The sequence below is a fragment of the Paenibacillus sp. sg306046 genome, assembly GCF_059821225.1.
In genome coordinates, this window is record NZ_JCAMRT010000044.1 from 1 (window position 1) to 17,232 (window position 17,232).

Genomic DNA, 17,232 nt, shown 5'->3' on the forward strand with positions numbered 1-17,232 from the left:
AGTAAATTTTCACCCAGCCGTTTAACCGCGCGTTCAGGTCATGGACCGGGAAACGGACGACACGCGTATTTGCCCCCGAATCCACATTCACGTGATCGGTTTCCACCAACGTGCCTTCGCGTTCTGTTTTAAACGATAAAATTTCTGCGTGCTGCTTCAATTTAAACGAGATGTACTTCTGATCTCCCGCCACGGTCAGCTTTCCGCTGTCCTTGTCCACATAATCGTACATGACGGAGTTGTCAGAAGTTCCCTTTTTGTAGATATGAAATGGAATGGCATATTCGCCGTCCGGAATTCCGCCCGGATTCGTTCCCGGCTCTGTGCTGTTTTCCTCGATCGTTGCTTTAAATGTAGTGACGGCCGTTTGCAGAGCTGCATGGGCTTCCTTGATTGCTGGCCGTCTAGCTGCATAATTGTCAGCGACAGGCTTAGCTGCAGTAAGTGCCGTTTGCAAATCGGCCTTGGCCGTTTGGAAAGCTGTTGGATCGTTGTCCTTCGCCTTGCCTGTGTCAATCAGCTTTTGCGCATCGGTAACCAAAGCTTTCAACGGCTCCAATTTGTCGGCATTGTAGCTGATATACACATCTCTTGTAACCGAGCCTACGGAGTAACGAATCATGTTGACGCCCAGCCAGCCTCCCTCAGCAGGCGTAATATTAACCGGCATCATTTGAATAACAGGCTTTGCAGGCGCAGATTTCGCCGGAACTGTGCCCGCCGGGAGCAGCAGCATGTAGAGCGGCTCGCCGAGTGTTGGATACGATTGAACCACGGTACCGTCCGGAACAACCTTCAACCCCAAATCAGCTCGAAAACTCGACATGTTGTCCAGATCATTTTTTGTCGTAATGGTGGTTACTGTATCTTCGACTTCGTTCGCGTATTTGGACAGCTGATTTGTTGGAGCCAGCGTATCGAGCGCATAAATTTTGAAGGATTTCGAAGCTACATATTCTTCATTCAACACTGCGCTGTAATCACGTTGCAGTACGTTCAAGGACTGATTGATTTGTTCCGGCGTGGTGGACGGCGTATCAATATACTTCTGTATACCCGGCAAGCTGTCTCGCAAGGACCCGTAGATGCTAGCCCCGTATTCACCCGTTACAATAATCGCACTGGCCGAGCCCGGAGCGCCTACAGAGCTCCCCTGCTGCTTCGCCGTGCTCATAAAATTTTTGACGGCATTCAAAGCAGAAATCAGCTTGGAACGATCCGCCAGCTTTTGCTTGGAATTAAAAAACTTCAGCGAGCCGTGCAGCGCATTATAAATTTGACCTAGCTCCGATTCATTTTGCTGGTCGGTGATACTTAACATGCTTTCTGCCTGATTGATCGCATTCCACAAAATTTGCTTGCTGCCTGCTGCATAATCGCCGTATTCCGTACCTTCCCGCGTCTGCTGGTAGACGGATTGAGACACGGTGATCAATTGCTTCACTTGCTCATACGTCGCTTTGGTTACCGTTCCATTGTCAGGCGTCTCGCCGCCGCCATCCCCATCGCCCGATTGGCCCGGCAAACTGGAAATGTCGATTTTCAAGTGTACATTGTACCAGTGGATATAGCCGAGTACAGCTATATTGACATGCATGAGAACATCCTGAAGCGCCGTAATATCGGACACCTTATATTGAATCATATAGCTGGAGCCAGCTCCGCTTACAGGAGTAGGTGTAAGCTTCTGATAACCTTCAATTCCAGTGGCTACTTCTTCATGTGTGACCGGGTCTGTCGTAATACTCGCTACGGGCTGACCTGGCAGACGAAAACCTAAATAATTAAAATTACTGTACATTTCCGCTGTTACTTCATGCTCAAAGACGGCTTCCCCATTTTTAATAATAAGCTTGCCCTTTTGGTTAGGTCCTTTTAAGTAATCGTTGGCAACCGATATGTCGTTTGTTTTATGCTTCAGGTATAAATAATCGACGGTATATTCCCCATCCGGTACCGTTGAAGCAGCGGCGGCTTTGCCGATGCCGAGCTGCAGCGACGACAAAATCAGGCCCACGATCAGCCACAGGATCGCCGCTTGCTTGAACCTTTTTACTTGAATACTCACTTGTTTCAGCACTCCTTAACTAGTCTTGATGATCTTGCTTCTGACATAAGGAAACGAAGAGCATACCAACGTATACTCTCCGTTTTCGGCGATCCTCTTATCTCCAGTCAATGACCAGGTTGCTTGTTCCGGAGTGGAAGCCCAGAACCGATGTATCCAGCTGGACCGGCACATTCAGTGTGTTGCTCGTCAAGCCGCTGAACGTAAATGTCGTTGTCGTGCTTGTTGTCGACTTGCTTGCCGTCGTCTCGTACACGCCATCGCCGTTCAGATCCACTTTCAGGAAGTTATAAGAAGCAGGAAGCGTGATGCCCATGTACGTGCCTTGATTTTTCAACGTAATCTTTACTTCATAGTTGCCAGCGGAAAGCTGCGTAACAACGGCTGGCCCGTCAACAGAAGCGTTAGCATGGGAAATTGCGCCTGTAGCAGGATTGTAGAGGTCATAGTCCTGATTAGCTGCGAAAGCAGGAACAGCCAGAACCAGAGCAAATACGAATAACATCAGCATGGAAGAGATCATTTTTTTCGTGAACCGTTTCATTATTGGACACACTCCTCAGTTTTTTTGGTTTCTCCACATCAGGCTTCACTTAACAGGTTTCACTTCAAAGAAATGGCTGCTGAAAACCGATGAATCAATTCGTTCTCCCCTGCCTCCCTTCCTGATCTACGCTAAGGACCACAGAAGCTAACCCGATAAGTTAAGATAATGATAATCATTATCATTCTAGTTGCAAAAAAAAACATCTGCGGCTGAGGTATGCGATTGGCCGATCAACAGTACCTCGATTCATTGAATCATCATCGTGGATGTGTGCACCACCCAGCGACAAATTTATCATATAGGGGTCGTATCTTTTTTGTCAATAATTATTTTTTTATCTTTATTTTAACTTAAATTGGTTTTAATTCCACATTTGAAGCCTTGAATTTACTTGAACGCAGCCCGAATCAGACATAGCAGCTATGTCTAATGTAAGGGTTGCATGATAAGCGAAATCCGGCTTTACATGCCTATTGGCAGCACAATCAGCCCTGCCTCCGGATCTTGACGGATCACGGAGCGGACCCCGTACACGGACTGAATCGTTTGCTCGGAAATAATGTCGTCAGGGGCTCCCTGAAGCTGCACTTGTCCGTTTTTCATCACCACAATTTCATCGCTGTAGCGGATCGCCTGATTGATATCATGCAGCACCATAATAATGGTCAGCCCATGGGACACATTCAAGCTTTTGACAAGCTCCAGCACCTCGATCTGATAGTAAATGTCCAGAAAGGTTGTAGGCTCGTCAAGAAACAAAATTTGAGTCTGCTGAGCCAGCGCCATCGCAATCCACACCCGCTGCTTTTCGCCGCCGGACAGCTGATCCAGTGTCGCTCCCCGCTTGCCAAGCAAATTGGTGCAGCTAAGCGCCCATTCGACGGCTTCCTCATCGCTTTTGCCGTGCGCGGAAAACAGGCCCTTGTACGCCATCCGGCCGAAGCTGGTCAGCTTCTCAACCGTCAGGTCAAGCGGGGCTTCATTTTGCTGATGCACGACGGCAAGCTTCCGCGCCAGATCACGGGGCTTATAGCTCGCAATCGCCTTGCCGTCCAGCACGACCTCTCCGCTGCGCGGCTTGCAGTTTTGCGACATGACACCGAGCAGCGTCGATTTGCCGCAGCCGTTGGGGCCGATAATGGTCGTCACTTTGCCATGCTGGAAGCTGCAGTTGATCCCTTTCAGTTGAAGCTGCTCCTGCTTGAGATCATACGAGAAGTCCAACTGCTTAATGTCCATAGACGCGATCACTCTTCCTCAGCAAAAATATTAAGAAGGGACCGCCGATAACGGTCATAATAATAGAAGCCGGAATTTCCGCGGGGGCAAGCACCGTTCGTCCCAGCGTATCCGCCGTCAAGATCAGCAAGGCTCCTGCAAGCGCCGAAAAAGGAATCAGCACCTTATGGTCTGACCCGACCAGCAGCCTCGCAATATGCGGAATCAGCAGCCCGACGAACGCGATCAGCCCGCCAATCGCAGTTGCGACGGAGGCCAGCAGCACGGCAATCGCCGAAATCCACAAGCGCGCCTGGGCTACATTAAGCCCGACGTTTTTAGCGGATTTATCCTGCAAGGTCAGCAAGTTGCACCACGGACTGACAATCCAGGCGAGCAGCAAGCCGATCGTGCCGTACACGATCATGATTTTGACGTCTCCCCAGTTTTTCATCGTCAAAATCGACGTGACTGCCTGATTAATGCTCGTCACGGCATAACTTCCGCGATAATTAAACGATTGCCCGAGTCCGCTGAACGTCGCATTGATCGCAATCCCTACCAAAATAATCCGAATCGGGATCAAGCCGGATTTCCAGGAAAAGGAGTAAACCAGGAAGCAGGCCAGCGCCCCGCCCAGGCATGCAAACAGCGGCATCCAGAAAAACAGGCTTGGAAAAATCGAAACCGTCAAAATCGACACAAACCCTGCCCCGGAGGAAATGCCGATCACACCTGCATCAGCCAGCGAGCTGCGCATGACGGACTGCAGCAGCACCCCGGAAACGGCCAGCGCCGCCCCGACAAATAAAGCGACAATAATGCGGGGCAGCCTCAGATCGCGAATGACCTCAACCTGTTTGTTCGTCCCGGTGAACAGTCCCTGAATCAGCTCCCAGCTGCCAACCTTGATGCTGCCTGTGCTGGCCGAATAGATGGTAACCACAACAAGCAGGACGATGACGCCCCATAAACTCCAGACGATTTTGTTCATGCCGTGCCTTCCTTTACAAGATGTAAGTGAGCGTTAAGGATAGAGCATTTTAACGGTTGCCTCCAGCGCCTCGCCTACAGCAAAATTGCCCGTTGTCGGGAACAGCTCCTCCGGCAAATCGTATACCCGATTGTTCTGAACGGCGGAGAAGTGCTTCCAGATATCATTTTTCTTAAATTCCTTCTCAAACATCTTGACGACCTCCTCCGGCATACCGTGCGCTGCGCGCAAAATAACGTCCGGATTCGATTTCTGCAAATATTCCGTATTTGAGGCCAAATATTCGACCTTTTCCCCCTGCACGATGTTTTTGCCGCCGGCCAGCCGCACCAGGTCTCCGATATAGGAATTTTCCGTCGCGACCAAATAGCTGCCCGGCACGCCCAGCAAAATCAGCACAGTCGGCTGCGGCTTGCCTTCCACTTGCTTGCGAATTTGCTCCACCTTGGCGTTGTAGCCATCCACGAGCGTTTGCGCCTGCTTTTCTTTGCCGTAGCGGCTGCCGATATCGAGAATCGCTTTGTTCATCTTGCCCAGGCTGGTGAAATCAAGGAAATTGGCTTTCAGGCCGGCATTTTTAAAGGCCGGAGCAAGATCATACTCAAGCGTCGTTACCGACAACACCTCGGACGGATCCAGCGACTTCACAATTTCCATATTGGGAGTCATCGGGTTGCCAACCTTGGTGACGCCGTCATATCGCTTCGGCAGTTCTTTGGAGCTGGTGGGAATGCCCACAAGCTCAAGCTCCAGAGCATCTGTGAATTGGGTGGCGGCGACCGTTGTGGATACAAGGCGATAGGGCTCTGCAGCCTTCGCTTCTCCAGCAGGAGCCGCTGCGTTCGCCGTGCCCTCCGGCGTTTCCCCTGAGCAGCCGGTGAGCAGCAAAGCAAGCGTCAGCGATACCAGCGAAGCTCCCTTCCATGTCGGTATACGCACGGCGATTACTCCCCTTTCCCTTGATGCACAGCCATAATCAAGCTGACGGCTTCCGCCCGGGTTGCATGGGCATCAGGTGCAAACACACCGCTTTCCCGTTCCTTGATCAGCCCCGCTTGCACAGCGGCCGCCACCTCAGCTTGCGCCCATTGCGGAATGTGCTCCGCATCGGTAAACGCAGGCTTCGCCCCTTGCTCCGCCGCCAGCTTCAAGGCTCTGGCTCCGATGATCGCCAGCTCTGTCCGGCTGATTTTGCGATCCGCCCGGAAGGTGCCGTCTTCATAGCCGCCGATCATGCCGGCCTGCACGATCGGACCGAGATGCGGCTTGACCCAGTCGGGAATCAGGCTCTGATCCGTAAATGCAGGCTGCTCCTTGCCAGCGTCCAGCTTCAGCGCCCGCCCCAGCAGCGCCGTGAACTCCGCGCGGGTAATTTCGCCCTCCGGACGGAATGTCCCATCCTCGTAACCATTCACAATCTCAAGTAGCAAGGCCTGGTCCACGGCAGCTTTGGCCCAATGATTGTTCAGGTCGCGAAAGTTAGCGCCCTCCGGCTGTTCGGCAGCCGGTTGTACCGGTGCAGCGCTCCCCGCCACCTGCTTCAACGTGGATTTGTCAAACGTCAAATGAATGTCGTATTCATGATCGTACAAAAATGTCGGGCTGACCTGCCAGTAAATTTTGACCCAGCCCTTCACCTTGGCCGTCAGGTCCTTAACCTCAAAACGAACGGTACGCGTATTTTGCGCGATGTCCTCAGCCGATACTTCGGGAGAGATCAACGTGCCGCCCTCGTCGATTTTGAAAGCTGTAATTTCCTTGCTTTGCTTCAAGGTCACTTCAGCAATCATCTTGCCGCCGGTCACGGTCAGCTTGCCCGGCGTAACCACATATTCCTGCATGACGGATACTTGCTCCGTGCCGAATTTACGGAACGTAAACCCGAGCTCGTATACGCCGTCAGCAATGCCCTGCGTATTGGCAGCCGCTGCCGTTGCGGCTGGCGTGGCCGCATTGACGCCGGGCAGTTGAACAGCTGCAAGCAACGTAAAAGCAAGCGCCGAAGCGGTTACGGTTTTCATCAATCGACTAGTCAAGTTAATCTCTCCTCATTTCTGCTTTTCTGTTCCATTTCCATTGCAGCTGATAAACCAATACAAGACCCGATGCGAACAGCAAGCTGACAAGCAGCATAACAGGCGTCTCATCTCCGGTTTGCGGATTGACAACAGGCGCCGCCTCCCCGGCGTTGGCAGGCTCACCAGCTTTGGCTGCGGCAGTCGGCTGGGCGGATGCGGCTTTGGCAGCCGTTGACTGGCTGCTCGCAGCTGGCTTGGCTGCCGGTTTATCCGCTGCGGACGCATTGCCTTTTGCAGCTCCGGCTGCTGCGGTTGCCGGCTCAGCTTTAGCGGCTTCTGCCGGCTTGGCTGCGGGTTCTCCCTTCGCTTTCGCTGTTTTTTGATCAAAAATAAAGCGGATGGTGTAGTCATGATCATAATCAATCTCAGGCACCGTCACATGAATTTTGGAAAGCAACGGCTTGCTCAAGTCTTCAATGTTGAATTGGACGATCCGCGTATCCTCATCCTTATTGCTTGCCATGACCTTCGCGTCGGGAAACTCGCTGCCCTTCGCCGTTTTAAACACGGTGATCCATTTGCTGTGATTCATCTGAATTTCAGCCATCACGGCCCCGTCCTTGATTTTCAACACAGCCGGCTTCTCGAAGTAGTCATTCGCCATGGAAACCGATTCGTTTTCAGCCTTCGTAATGACGTAATCTATGCTGTACGTTCCGTCAGACAGCCCGGAAGCAGCCCCAACGGCAGATGATGCAAATAAAGTTAAACTGAAAACCATGGCAACAATGATCGACGACAGCTTGAATCGTTTGAATATCAAAATCATTCTCTCCCCTCATCAAATCAACAAAATAGCAAGTAAGCAATTAAGCAGATGGACCCCAAACAGAAAATGATTATCATTCTCATCGGAATGATGATAGCCCAGTTATCTGGAAAATGTCAACCCTTTTTAAAGCGTGACCTCGAAAACTCGATTATTGACTGATTTGGCTAACGATTCCAAAAATCATCTTGACATTGATATTCATTCTCAATTATCATCGAAATTGATATTCATTCTCAGCAAGTCCGCTAGGCAGCTTGGATATAAATTTGGATTCCGTATTGTCAAGGAGGATTTACCGCATGATGAAGACGGCATTTATCGGCTCAGCGCTGGCCATTTTGTTGCTTGCAGGCTGCAGCCAGGCTCCGGGGGCAGGCGGGCAGAGCCAGTCGGCCACAGCCGGACAAGGATTAACGATTCAGGACTTCGCAGGCAGGAGCGTCACCTTCAATCAACCCCCAAAAACCGTCGCCGCCTTGAGCAACGGAGAGCTGGACATCGTCTACGCGCTTGGCAGCGAGGTCGTCGGCCGACCCGCCTCCACCTCCCCCGTCCCGGTCAAAGAAGCGGAGAAAGCCGTTCAAGTCGGATCTACACACGGCATTGATCTTGAGAAAATCGCGCTGCTCAGCCCCGATGTCGTACTTGGCAACAACCCCATGAATACGAAGGATATCCCCTCGGTTGAAGCTCTCGGCTCCAAGGTTGTGCTTTCATCGGCCAATTCGGTAGACGATATCAAAAAACAGATTCAACTGATCGGGCAGCTGCTGCAAAAGGAAGCGAAAGCTGCCGAGCTGATCCAGGGACTGGATGAGAAGCTGAAGACCTACCTGCCCAAGGAAGGCAGCTCGAAGCCGCGGGTGCTGCTTGTCTATGGAGCGCCCGGCACCTATATGGCGGCTTTGAACAATTCATTGAGCGGCGACATTTTGCTGAAGGCGGGCGGGGAAAATATTGCTGCCGACTATCCCAAGCTGGAGAGCTATCCGCAATATGCCCAGTTGAACACCGAGAAAATCATCAAGTCGAATCCGCAGCTGGTACTGCTGATGAGCCACACGAATCCGGCACAGGTCAAGGAAGGCTTCATGAAGGAAATGGCGCAAAATGCCGCATGGAGCAGCCTGGACGCGGTGAAAAACAACCGGGTTGAGGTGCTTCCCGCCGATCTGTTCGGAACAAATCCGGGCACGCGAATTACGGAATCGCTGGAAATGCTCCATAAGCTGCTGCAGACGGTGAACTAGCCGTATGAATATTGAACAGCGCAGCCGCCGTCGCAAATGGGCATTGCTCGCGGCTCCCGTCCTTCTGCTGCTCGCCGCTTTCTATGGGCTTACCTACGGCTCCGTGCCGATTACGCTGCGTGAAACGTGGGATGTCTTTACGTCCAACGACAGCGAACCGCTGCATCATAAAATCATCATGAACCTGCGGATGCCCCGCGTGCTGATTGGCCTGCTCGTCGGCGCCTGTCTCGCAGCCGCAGGCGCGCTGCTGCAGGGCGTGATGAAAAACCCGCTCGCTGATCCGGGTATTATCGGCGTGTCGGCTGGCGGCGGACTTGCGGCCATCATGGCGATGATCGTTTTTCCCCAGCTCAGCTACATGCTGCCGGTACTCGCTTTCGGCGGAGCGTTCGCCACCTCGGTTTTCATTTACGCGCTGGCTTGGGATAAAGGCTCCTCCCCCTTGAAAATCGTGTTGGCCGGGGTTGCGATTAATGCTTTGCTCGGCGCCGTCACAAACGGCTTTATGGTGCTGTACAGCGATCGGGTGCAAGCCGTACTGCCTTGGCTCGCCGGAGGATTAAGCGGACGAAGCTGGCATCATCTGTCGTTTATGGCCCCTTATGCGATTATCGGCTTGCTGTTGTCGCTGCTGGCGATCAAGCCCGCTAATTTGCTGCTGCTCGGCGATGACGCCTCCAAGCTGCTGGGCCAGAAGGTCGAGCTGCAGCGGCTTGCGCTGATTTTGCTCGCTTCCCTGCTGGCTGGGGCAGCCGTCAGTGTAGCCGGACTGGTCGGTTTTGTCGGTTTGGTCGTCCCGCATGCGGTTCGACTGCTGGTCGGCGACGACTACCGCTTCCTGCTGCCACTGTCTATCGCAGGCGGAGCTGTGCTGGTTGTGTGCGCGGATACGATCGCCCGCTCCTGGTTTGATCCGATTGAGCTGCCGGTTGGCATTTTGCTCGCTGTGCTGGGCGCGCCTTTCTTTTTATATTTGCTGAAAAAACGGGGGTTAAGCGGATGACGGCGGGAATGACGGTTGATACGAAGGCTGACGTAATGGCCGATGCTGCAGCGATTCAGACAGCCCACCTCGGACTGCAGGTCGGATCATTTGGACTGGAGGATGTGTCCGTTGCGTTTCCCGCAGGGAAGCTGACCGCGATCGTCGGTCCGAACGGCTCAGGCAAATCAACGCTGCTGAAGATGATTACCCGGCTTCAGCAGCCCGACGCAGGCGAAATCAGCATTCGGGGGCGTCCGGTTAAAGCCTACTCCTCCGTGCAGTTCGCCCAGACTGTGGCGATGCTCACCCAATCCAAAGGCCAACTGCCGGATATGACCGTCCGTGAGCTGGTCGCTTATGGCCGTTCGCCGCACAAGCGGCTGTTCGACCGGATGAGTGCGCACGATCACGAGATCGTCGACTGGGCGCTGGAGGTTACCGGCACCAAACGAAATGAACAGCGGATGTTTCATACTTTATCGGGAGGTGAACAGCAAAAAGCAAGGATCGCCATGGCGCTCGCGCAAAAAACCGATATTTTGCTGCTTGATGAGCCAACGACGTATCTCGATATCTCGCATCAACTGGATGTGATGGATATGCTGCAGGCCATTAATCGCAAATATCAGCTCACCATTGTTATGGTGCTTCACGATCTTCAGCAAGCTGCCGCTTACTGCCATTATATGATTGCCATGAAACGCGGGAAGGTTGTCGAAACCGGCGAGCCCAAGGAGCTGCTCACGAGCCGCTTTCTCTATGAGGTTTACCGGATCGAGGCCAAAGTCAAGTTTGAAGACGATTACCCTATTATTATCCCTATCAAAGCAACATCCAAATCCAAGGAGGAATCATCCATGATTATCGTGACCAACACATCCCAAATTAGAAAAGGCGAAGCTCACAAGCTGATCGAGCGCTTCGACCGCGTAGGCAAGGTTGAGTATATGGAAGGCTTCCTCGGACTCGAAGTGCTGTTGACTGAAAGCAATGCGGACTATGATGAAGTTGCGATCTTGACGCGCTGGACTTCGAAGGATGCTTTTAACGGCTGGACGAAAAGCGATGCTTTCCGTGAATCCCACTCGCACCGCACGACGCCGGAATTTATCCTGTCGAACAAAATTACATTCCAGGATGTTAAAATCGTCCGTCAGCCGCTCACGGCTGCAGCAGACGACGCTTCCGCCAACGCCAGTTAAGGACCGGCGGCCGCTCAGGCTGCCACACGAAGGGGCTGTCCCAAAAAGCCGATTTGTGGTATTTGTGGTCTTCAGCCCCTCCCGCGATGTAGCTTTCGCGTACACAAAGAACCTTCATCTCCGCCTTGTAAGGTGGATTTGAAGGTTCTTTTGCTTACCAGTTGGGCATCGCCATGCTCGACAGCCGCCTGATCCTATGGACCTTTACGAAGCAGCCTTGGTTGGCGCTTTTACGCTGCGCTAACGATGCGGCTGCGTCCCTATTTCGACTTTTGCAGCGCCAAGTACACATCCTTGATCACCATATACGTATCGCCGTTGGTCAGCTCCTGCTTGTTCGCGATGCTGTCAACGGCAGCCTGGCTCAAGAAGCCTTTGCTTTGCAGCACGGATACGGCAGTCGCCTCCGTGGCGTCCTGCTTCAGCAGCAGCGCCAGCATATAGGCCGCGTTGTCCAGCTTGACCGACACAGTTTTAGGATCGGTTCCCTTCGTGACCGCGCCCGTCGGAGCGCCCGGCATCGCGTCGGGCTTGAATTTGCGCATGCTTTCCAGCATGTTGATCATTCGCTGTTGGTTGCTTTTCTCATCCAGACGGAAGTTGTTGTCATAGCCGCCCGTCGTCAGCCCCAGCATGACTGCAGCCTTAAGCCCCTCATAAGCCTTGTGCTCCATAAACGGCTGCGGCTTGATTGCATACTCCTTCAAGACCATTCCCTGTTGATTCAGCACCGTATGCAGCTGTGCGATCGCTTCCTTCGAAGCCGCCAGCTGGCGGAAGGAGAGCTTTTTGTCCGCCGCGATTTTCGCTGCAGCGCCCGCCGCCTCTGCCGCTGCCATGCCGACCGGGATAACCCGCGCGCTGCCGTGCGGTAAAGTATCGAAGCTCGCCGCCCGTCCGACAACAAGCAATCCGTCAACCTTCAACGGCACGATGCTGCGGAATGGAATCGCATATTTGTGAGGCACCGTGACAACTGCGCCGGTATCAGCCGGAGACAGCCGTTGAATGTCGACAGGATAAGCGCCAAAGCCGACACGATCCCACTGATCGCGGTTTTCCAGCACATCAATAATGCTCAAGCGATATTCGCCCTGAATATGACGCGTTTCCCGCACGTACAGCTCCGGCGCTGTGGCGTCAAGCTCGATGCCTGCAAATTCCGGATATTTGGATTTCATATACTCGACGATATGCGGCAGCTCGTTTTTCGCCAGTTCAAACGCTTCCGCCTTCGACTTAGGGTCCGTACCGTCGATGCCGAACACCTGCAAGGCGTTGATGAGCATGGTGTTATCGTTTTGTCTGCCGATGTTCAGACCGCGCATCGCCACGCGCTCCTTGTTAACCGGCGGGTAATCCTTCATATCCTTATAGCCCCAGGCGCTCATCGCGTTGGCATCCGTTCCCGGATCGCCGTCGCCCTTCAGCCGGTCCTGCACCTTTTTCCATACGTCCGGGGTAATATGCTTGAGACGGAACACAAGCGTGACCGCCATCCGCGATTTCTTGTCCCCGAGGTCCTCGCGACCCGTCGTATAAGGCACGCCAGCCAAAGCGGCAATGTCAGCATCCTGCGTCGCATCAATGACGGAAGCAGCCTTGACCGACTTGAGTGATCCGTCAGCCAGCGTCAGCTTCAGGCCAACGACCGTCTGGGCGCCGTTGCCCGTCTGCATCAGCGGCTCCATCGTCTTTACCTTGAGCAGCACGTCCAAATTTTTCTCCGCTGCCACCAGCTCGTTGAAGGCATTCGCAGCCGTCGTGACGTCAAAGGAATCTCCCTCAACCTTGCCGTACCAGGCGCTGAAAATGCCCCGGTTCAGCACTTCCGGCTTATGGAGCATACTGTCATTGGGCTCATAGTTCATGTCGAGACTGTTCAGCCAACCAAGCGTCATCAGTCCGCCCAGCACAGCGCGGTCATGTCCGTCAACCAGCAGCGTCCGCTGGCCGTTGCGTGCGGCCGATACAGCGGCTGCTACGCCCTCAGGGTCCGTACCGGCCACGATGACATCGTATTGATCCTCCGGCGTCTGGATCGTCTTGACTGGCTTCAGCGTCTGCGCAGCGCCCGTCACCGTGCTGCTCTTCGCGGACTTGCTTTTCCAGACATAAATACCGCTCGCCCCGGCCGCAAGCAGCACAATCGCCACCAGCACCATCACATAGCCCTTAATATTGCCTCCGGAAGCATACCTTGAATTCCCTGCCATCTCACACCTCTTATAATAGTAAGAATAAGGACTGCGGCCCGACACATGCTTGTTCGCACCTGCTGCGGGCATATACGTCTATCAAGAAACATACGAGACAAACGGGTAAAAAGTTGCAAAATTCGTCCAAAAACGCGCTATTTTGTTCATTTTTCGCCAACGACAATTGCTCAAGCTTGTTTACAGCGCAAAATCATCGTTTATCTCCCGCTGACGCGCCCCCCGGCTCAACTCGCCGCCGCGCATTCTCCGGATATACGGACGGAGCCGCAAAGAAACAGACCGCTAATCGCCTGACGGGCGGGTAGCGGTCCTCTTCTCACCGAAACGCCTTGCGCGGAGTCCGTTTCAGCTGCTCCTGCTCGGAGGAATGGCTGGCGCTCCAAGCTCCGGCGCCCCGCTCGGACGAAAGCAGCGCCGCAGCCTCCTCCATATGCCCAAAAGCCCAGGACAGCTCCGGCATCCATGCGATTTGTTCTTTGGGAGATCGGTACATAGCGGCAGTCTCCTTGGGGTCCAGCATGCAAGTATAGGCTTACCTCTGTCAGCTTTCCCCAAAACGAGCCGAATTAGTCTCCAGCCAGACAGCGCACATGACACAGGAGCGCCTCTGCACACTCCGCAGCCGGCGGATCGGATGATCCATCGCTGTTCCCCCACATGCTGCTAGCTGCCTGGCTTGCTCTCCAGAACAAGCGTCAACGGGCCGTCATTGACCAGCGACACATCCATCATCGCGCCAAAGCGGCCTGTCTCCACATGCAGTCCCTGCTCGCGGAGCATCGCGTTAAACCGCTCATAGAGAGGCTCTGCCATTTCAGGGCGGGCCGCTCCCATAAAGTTCGGACGCCGCCCCTTCCGGCAATCCCCGTATAACGTGAACTGGGAAATCGACAGCACCTGCCCTCCGGTATCCAGCACAGACAAATTCATCTTGCCGGACTCATCCTCGAATATACGCAAGCCGGCCGTCTTCTCGGCCAAATAGCGGGCATCCTGCTCCGTATCGCCCTCGGCGACGCCGACCAGCAGCACAAGTCCGTGCGGAATACTTCCGACCGTCTCTCCAGCCACCGTCACGCTGGCGGCCTTGCTTCGCTGTAATACGATCTTCACCTGATCTTGAACCCCGTTTCATCGTTAAGCTGGTCAAGCCTGCATAATCCGCTGTACGGAATAGACGTCCTTCACGCGTTTGATTTTTTCTACGACCGCATGCAGGTGGTCAATATGGCGGATCAAAATGGTCATATGAATCATCGCCATCTTGTTTTTGTCCGAACGGCCCGACACAGCGGAGATAACCGTTTTACTTTCCGACACAGCCTGCAGCACCTCGTTCAGCAGACCCCGCCGGTCATGACCGGTAATTTCAATCTCTACATTATAATTGGCTTCCACCTGATCGGACCATTCCACATCAATGACCCGATTGCCTTCATCGCTGCACTCCGGCGAAGGAATATTGGTGCAGTCGGCCCGATGCACGGACACTCCGCGGCCGCGTGTAATGTAGCCGATAATCGTGTCGCCAGGCACAGGATTGCAGCAGCGGGCAAAGCGGACAAGCAGATTGTCCACTCCTTTGACCCGGACCCCGTTCGTCGGGCGCCCCTTGCGCTCCTTGTCGCTGGACGGAGCCTTCATTTCCTTAACTTCGGAAGTCAGCTGCATCGCCTGCTGCTGGGCTTCCTCCGCTTCCTTACGCAGCTTTTCGGTCAGCCTTGTCACAATTTGCGCGGCCGTAATGCCTGCAAACCCGACAGCCGACAGCATGTCCTCAACTTCGTTAAAATTAAACTTGCGGGCTACCTCCATCAGCTCGTCGTCCTTCATCAGCTGGGAAGGCTCGTAGCCAAGACGCTTCAGCTCGCGCTCGATCATCTCATGGCCTTTGACTACATTTTCCTCGCGGCGTTCCTTCTTGAACCATTGGCGGATTTTCGTCCGCGCGTGCGACGATTGCGCAATTTTCACCCAATCCTGGCTAGGCCCGTAAGAATGCTTCGAAGTCAATATTTCCACAATATCGCCGGTATTCAGCTTGTAATCAAGCGGCACAATCCGGCCGTTAATTTTCGCCCCGATCGTCCGGTTCCCGACCTCCGTATGAATCCGGTAGGCAAAATCAAGCGGCACTGAGCCAGCCGGCAGCTCAATGACCTCGCCCTTCGGCGTAAATACAAAGACGAGATCGGAGAAGAAGTCCATTTTCAGCGACTCGACAAATTCGGAGGCATCCTCCGCTTCATTTTGCAGCTCCAAAATTTCGCGGATGAAATGCATCTTGTCCTCATAGCCGCCGGACGGCATGTTGCTGCCTTCCTTGTACGCCCAGTGCGCAGCGACTCCATATTCGGAAGTACGATGCATGTCGAACGTGCGAATCTGCACCTCCAGCGGCTCCCCCTTGGGCCCGATGACGGTCGTATGCAGCGACTGGTACATGTTTGGCTTAGGCATCGCGATATAATCCTTGAACCGGCCCGGCATCGGCTTCCACAACGTATGGATAATGCCAAGCGTCGCATAGCAGTCCCGGATATTATCAACAATAATCCGCAGCGCCAGCAAGTCATAAATTTCATTAAACTGCTTGCTGCGGGCGGTCATTTTTTTATAGATGCTGTAAATATGCTTCGGTCTGCCCGAAATATCGCCCTGAATGCCCATCTCGCTTAGCTTGTCCTGCACATTATCAATGACATCGTTGATATATTGCTCGCGCTCAATCCTTTTCTTCTGCATCAGGTTGACGATCCGGTAATATTGCTGCGGGTTCAAGTACCGAAGCGCAATATCCTCCATCTCCCACTTGATCGCGGAAATCCCGAGACGGTGAGCAATCGGACAAAAAATTTCCAGCGTTTCGTCCGCAATTCGCCGCTGCGCCTCCTCGGATTGGTGCTTCAACGTACGCATATTGTGCAGCCGGTCCGCCAGCTTGATCAAAATGACGCGGATATCCTGGGCCATAGCTACAAACATTTTGCGGTAATTCTCGTTCTGATGCTCTTCCTTGCTTTTGAATTTGATTTTCTCCAGCTTGGTCAGCCCGTCCACAATCATCGCGCAGGTCGCGCCGAACTTCTCCTTAACGGTTTCCAGCGACACGGTTGTATCCTCTACAACATCATGAAGCAACGCCGCGATGACGCTGATCGTATCCATCTGCATGTTAACCAGTATTTCCGCTACCGCAAGCGGATGCAGAATGTACGGCTCGCCCGATTTCCGCACCTGACCGTAATGGGCTTGATCAGCAAATTCGTAGGCTTCCCGAATTCGAACGAGATCCTGCTCTTTAATATAACTGGATGCCTTCTCAAGAAGCTGCTCTATTCCCATGGGTCTATCCATTCCCTTAAACACGATTTTAATCCATTATGCCCCTGAACCGTACCCTGCGTCAAGAAATTGCGGGACAAATCGACATCAACTGCCAGCCAGGCTGCCGAACACAGCCTTCCGTACAGAAAGGATGTTCGGTAAAGCCGATTTCGCTTGATTTCAGGCTGTAAGCACCCGCTTAAAGCGGATTTACCAAGCTTGGGGATGAATGACCACACCGGAGGGACGAGGAATTCATATGCATAGAGTATGGCTTGAATTTCTCCCGGCGATGCGTTATCGCTCTGTCCGGGGGGCAGTCATTCATCCAGCGGACGGCGGGAACCATGGATCGTGGCTGGACAAGAAAGGAGACAACCCTATGGCAGATCACAACACATCCTCGCCCCCATCAGAGGTCACGATTTCAGCTAAAGGAGGCGGCGCTGGCAAGCGTGCCGGCAATGCTGCCGGCGGGCGCAGCGGCGCGCGCTCCGGCGGCGCGGCCGGCTCCCGGTCCGCCGGGCATGGCGGCGGGCGCTCCGGCGGCGCGGCCGGCTCTCGGTCCG

Annotated in this window: 15 protein-coding genes; 4 read left to right on the forward strand and 11 right to left on the reverse strand. The window is 53.7% G+C overall.

Going from position 1 to position 17,232, the window contains the following annotated elements:
* The 7 genes from AC6ROY_RS24540 to isdC all read right to left on the reverse strand — a co-directional run.
* A partial coding sequence (locus AC6ROY_RS24540; RefSeq protein ID WP_500103193.1) for an NEAT domain-containing protein occupies window positions 1-2,068 on the reverse strand: 2,068 nt, incomplete at its 3' end.
* Window positions 2,069-2,165: 97 nt separating this feature from the next.
* Window positions 2,166-2,612, reverse strand: a complete 447-nt coding sequence (locus tag AC6ROY_RS24545) for a hypothetical protein (protein ID WP_500103194.1) — start codon at window positions 2,610-2,612, stop codon at window positions 2,166-2,168.
* 465 nt (window positions 2,613-3,077) lie between these two features.
* On the reverse strand, window positions 3,078-3,854 hold the full coding sequence (locus tag AC6ROY_RS24550) for an ABC transporter ATP-binding protein (RefSeq protein ID WP_500103195.1): 777 nt from the start codon (window positions 3,852-3,854) through the stop codon (window positions 3,078-3,080).
* The gene (locus tag AC6ROY_RS24555) at window positions 3,844-4,827 is read right to left on the reverse strand and encodes a FecCD family ABC transporter permease (RefSeq protein WP_500103196.1); all 984 of its coding nucleotides are present in this window, start codon (window positions 4,825-4,827) and stop codon (window positions 3,844-3,846) included. Before AC6ROY_RS24555 ends, AC6ROY_RS24550 begins: the two co-directional genes overlap by 11 nt.
* Window positions 4,828-4,860: 33 nt before the next feature.
* On the reverse strand, window positions 4,861-5,760 hold the full coding sequence (gene isdE, locus AC6ROY_RS24560; RefSeq protein ID WP_500103206.1) for a heme ABC transporter substrate-binding protein IsdE: 900 nt from the start codon (window positions 5,758-5,760) through the stop codon (window positions 4,861-4,863).
* An 11-nt stretch (window positions 5,761-5,771) separates the two neighbouring features.
* The gene (locus AC6ROY_RS24565; protein WP_500103197.1) at window positions 5,772-6,863 is read right to left on the reverse strand and encodes an S-layer homology domain-containing protein; all 1,092 of its coding nucleotides are present in this window, start codon (window positions 6,861-6,863) and stop codon (window positions 5,772-5,774) included.
* Window position 6,864: 1 nt separating this feature from the next.
* The gene (gene isdC / locus AC6ROY_RS24570) at window positions 6,865-7,674 is read right to left on the reverse strand and encodes a heme uptake protein IsdC (RefSeq protein WP_500103198.1); all 810 of its coding nucleotides are present in this window, start codon (window positions 7,672-7,674) and stop codon (window positions 6,865-6,867) included.
* 305 nt (window positions 7,675-7,979) lie between these two features.
* Between isdC and AC6ROY_RS24575 the strand changes: the two genes are divergently transcribed.
* From AC6ROY_RS24575 to isdG, 3 genes are read left to right on the forward strand one after another with little or no spacing between them, the layout of a single operon-like run.
* Window positions 7,980-8,927, forward strand: a complete 948-nt coding sequence (locus AC6ROY_RS24575) for an ABC transporter substrate-binding protein (protein WP_500103207.1) — start codon at window positions 7,980-7,982, stop codon at window positions 8,925-8,927.
* A gap of 4 nt (window positions 8,928-8,931) precedes the next feature.
* Entirely contained in the window at window positions 8,932-9,933 is a 1,002-nt protein-coding gene (locus tag AC6ROY_RS24580; RefSeq protein ID WP_500103199.1) for a FecCD family ABC transporter permease, read from the forward strand.
* Window positions 9,930-11,117 (forward strand): heme oxygenase, encoded by a 1,188-nt coding sequence (isdG, locus tag AC6ROY_RS24585; RefSeq protein WP_500103200.1) that lies wholly within the window; start codon window positions 9,930-9,932, stop codon window positions 11,115-11,117. The genes AC6ROY_RS24580 and isdG overlap by 4 nt, the downstream gene beginning before the upstream one ends.
* A gap of 260 nt (window positions 11,118-11,377) precedes the next feature.
* Here isdG and AC6ROY_RS24590 read toward each other — a convergent pair whose 3' ends face one another.
* The 4 genes from AC6ROY_RS24590 to AC6ROY_RS24605 all read right to left on the reverse strand — a co-directional run bounded on the left by AC6ROY_RS24590 (window position 11,378) and on the right by AC6ROY_RS24605 (window position 16,681).
* Window positions 11,378-13,333, reverse strand: a complete 1,956-nt coding sequence (locus AC6ROY_RS24590; RefSeq protein WP_500103201.1) for an FAD-dependent oxidoreductase — start codon at window positions 13,331-13,333, stop codon at window positions 11,378-11,380.
* A 319-nt stretch (window positions 13,334-13,652) separates the two neighbouring features.
* Entirely contained in the window at window positions 13,653-13,829 is a 177-nt protein-coding gene (locus AC6ROY_RS24595) for a hypothetical protein (RefSeq protein WP_500103202.1), read from the reverse strand.
* 170 nt (window positions 13,830-13,999) lie between these two features.
* A complete protein-coding gene (gene dtd / locus AC6ROY_RS24600; protein WP_500103203.1) occupies window positions 14,000-14,449 on the reverse strand; it encodes a D-aminoacyl-tRNA deacylase in 450 nt (149 codons plus the stop codon).
* Between the two features lie 33 nt (window positions 14,450-14,482).
* Window positions 14,483-16,681 carry a RelA/SpoT family protein gene (locus tag AC6ROY_RS24605; RefSeq protein ID WP_500103204.1) on the reverse strand — a complete coding sequence of 733 codons (2,199 nt, stop codon included), beginning with the start codon at window positions 16,679-16,681 and terminating at the stop codon, window positions 14,483-14,485.
* A gap of 241 nt (window positions 16,682-16,922) precedes the next feature.
* Between AC6ROY_RS24605 and AC6ROY_RS24610 the strand changes: the two genes are divergently transcribed.
* Window positions 16,923-17,232, forward strand: a 310-nt coding sequence (locus tag AC6ROY_RS24610; protein WP_500103205.1) for a hypothetical protein, incomplete at its 3' end; no start/stop codon positions are given.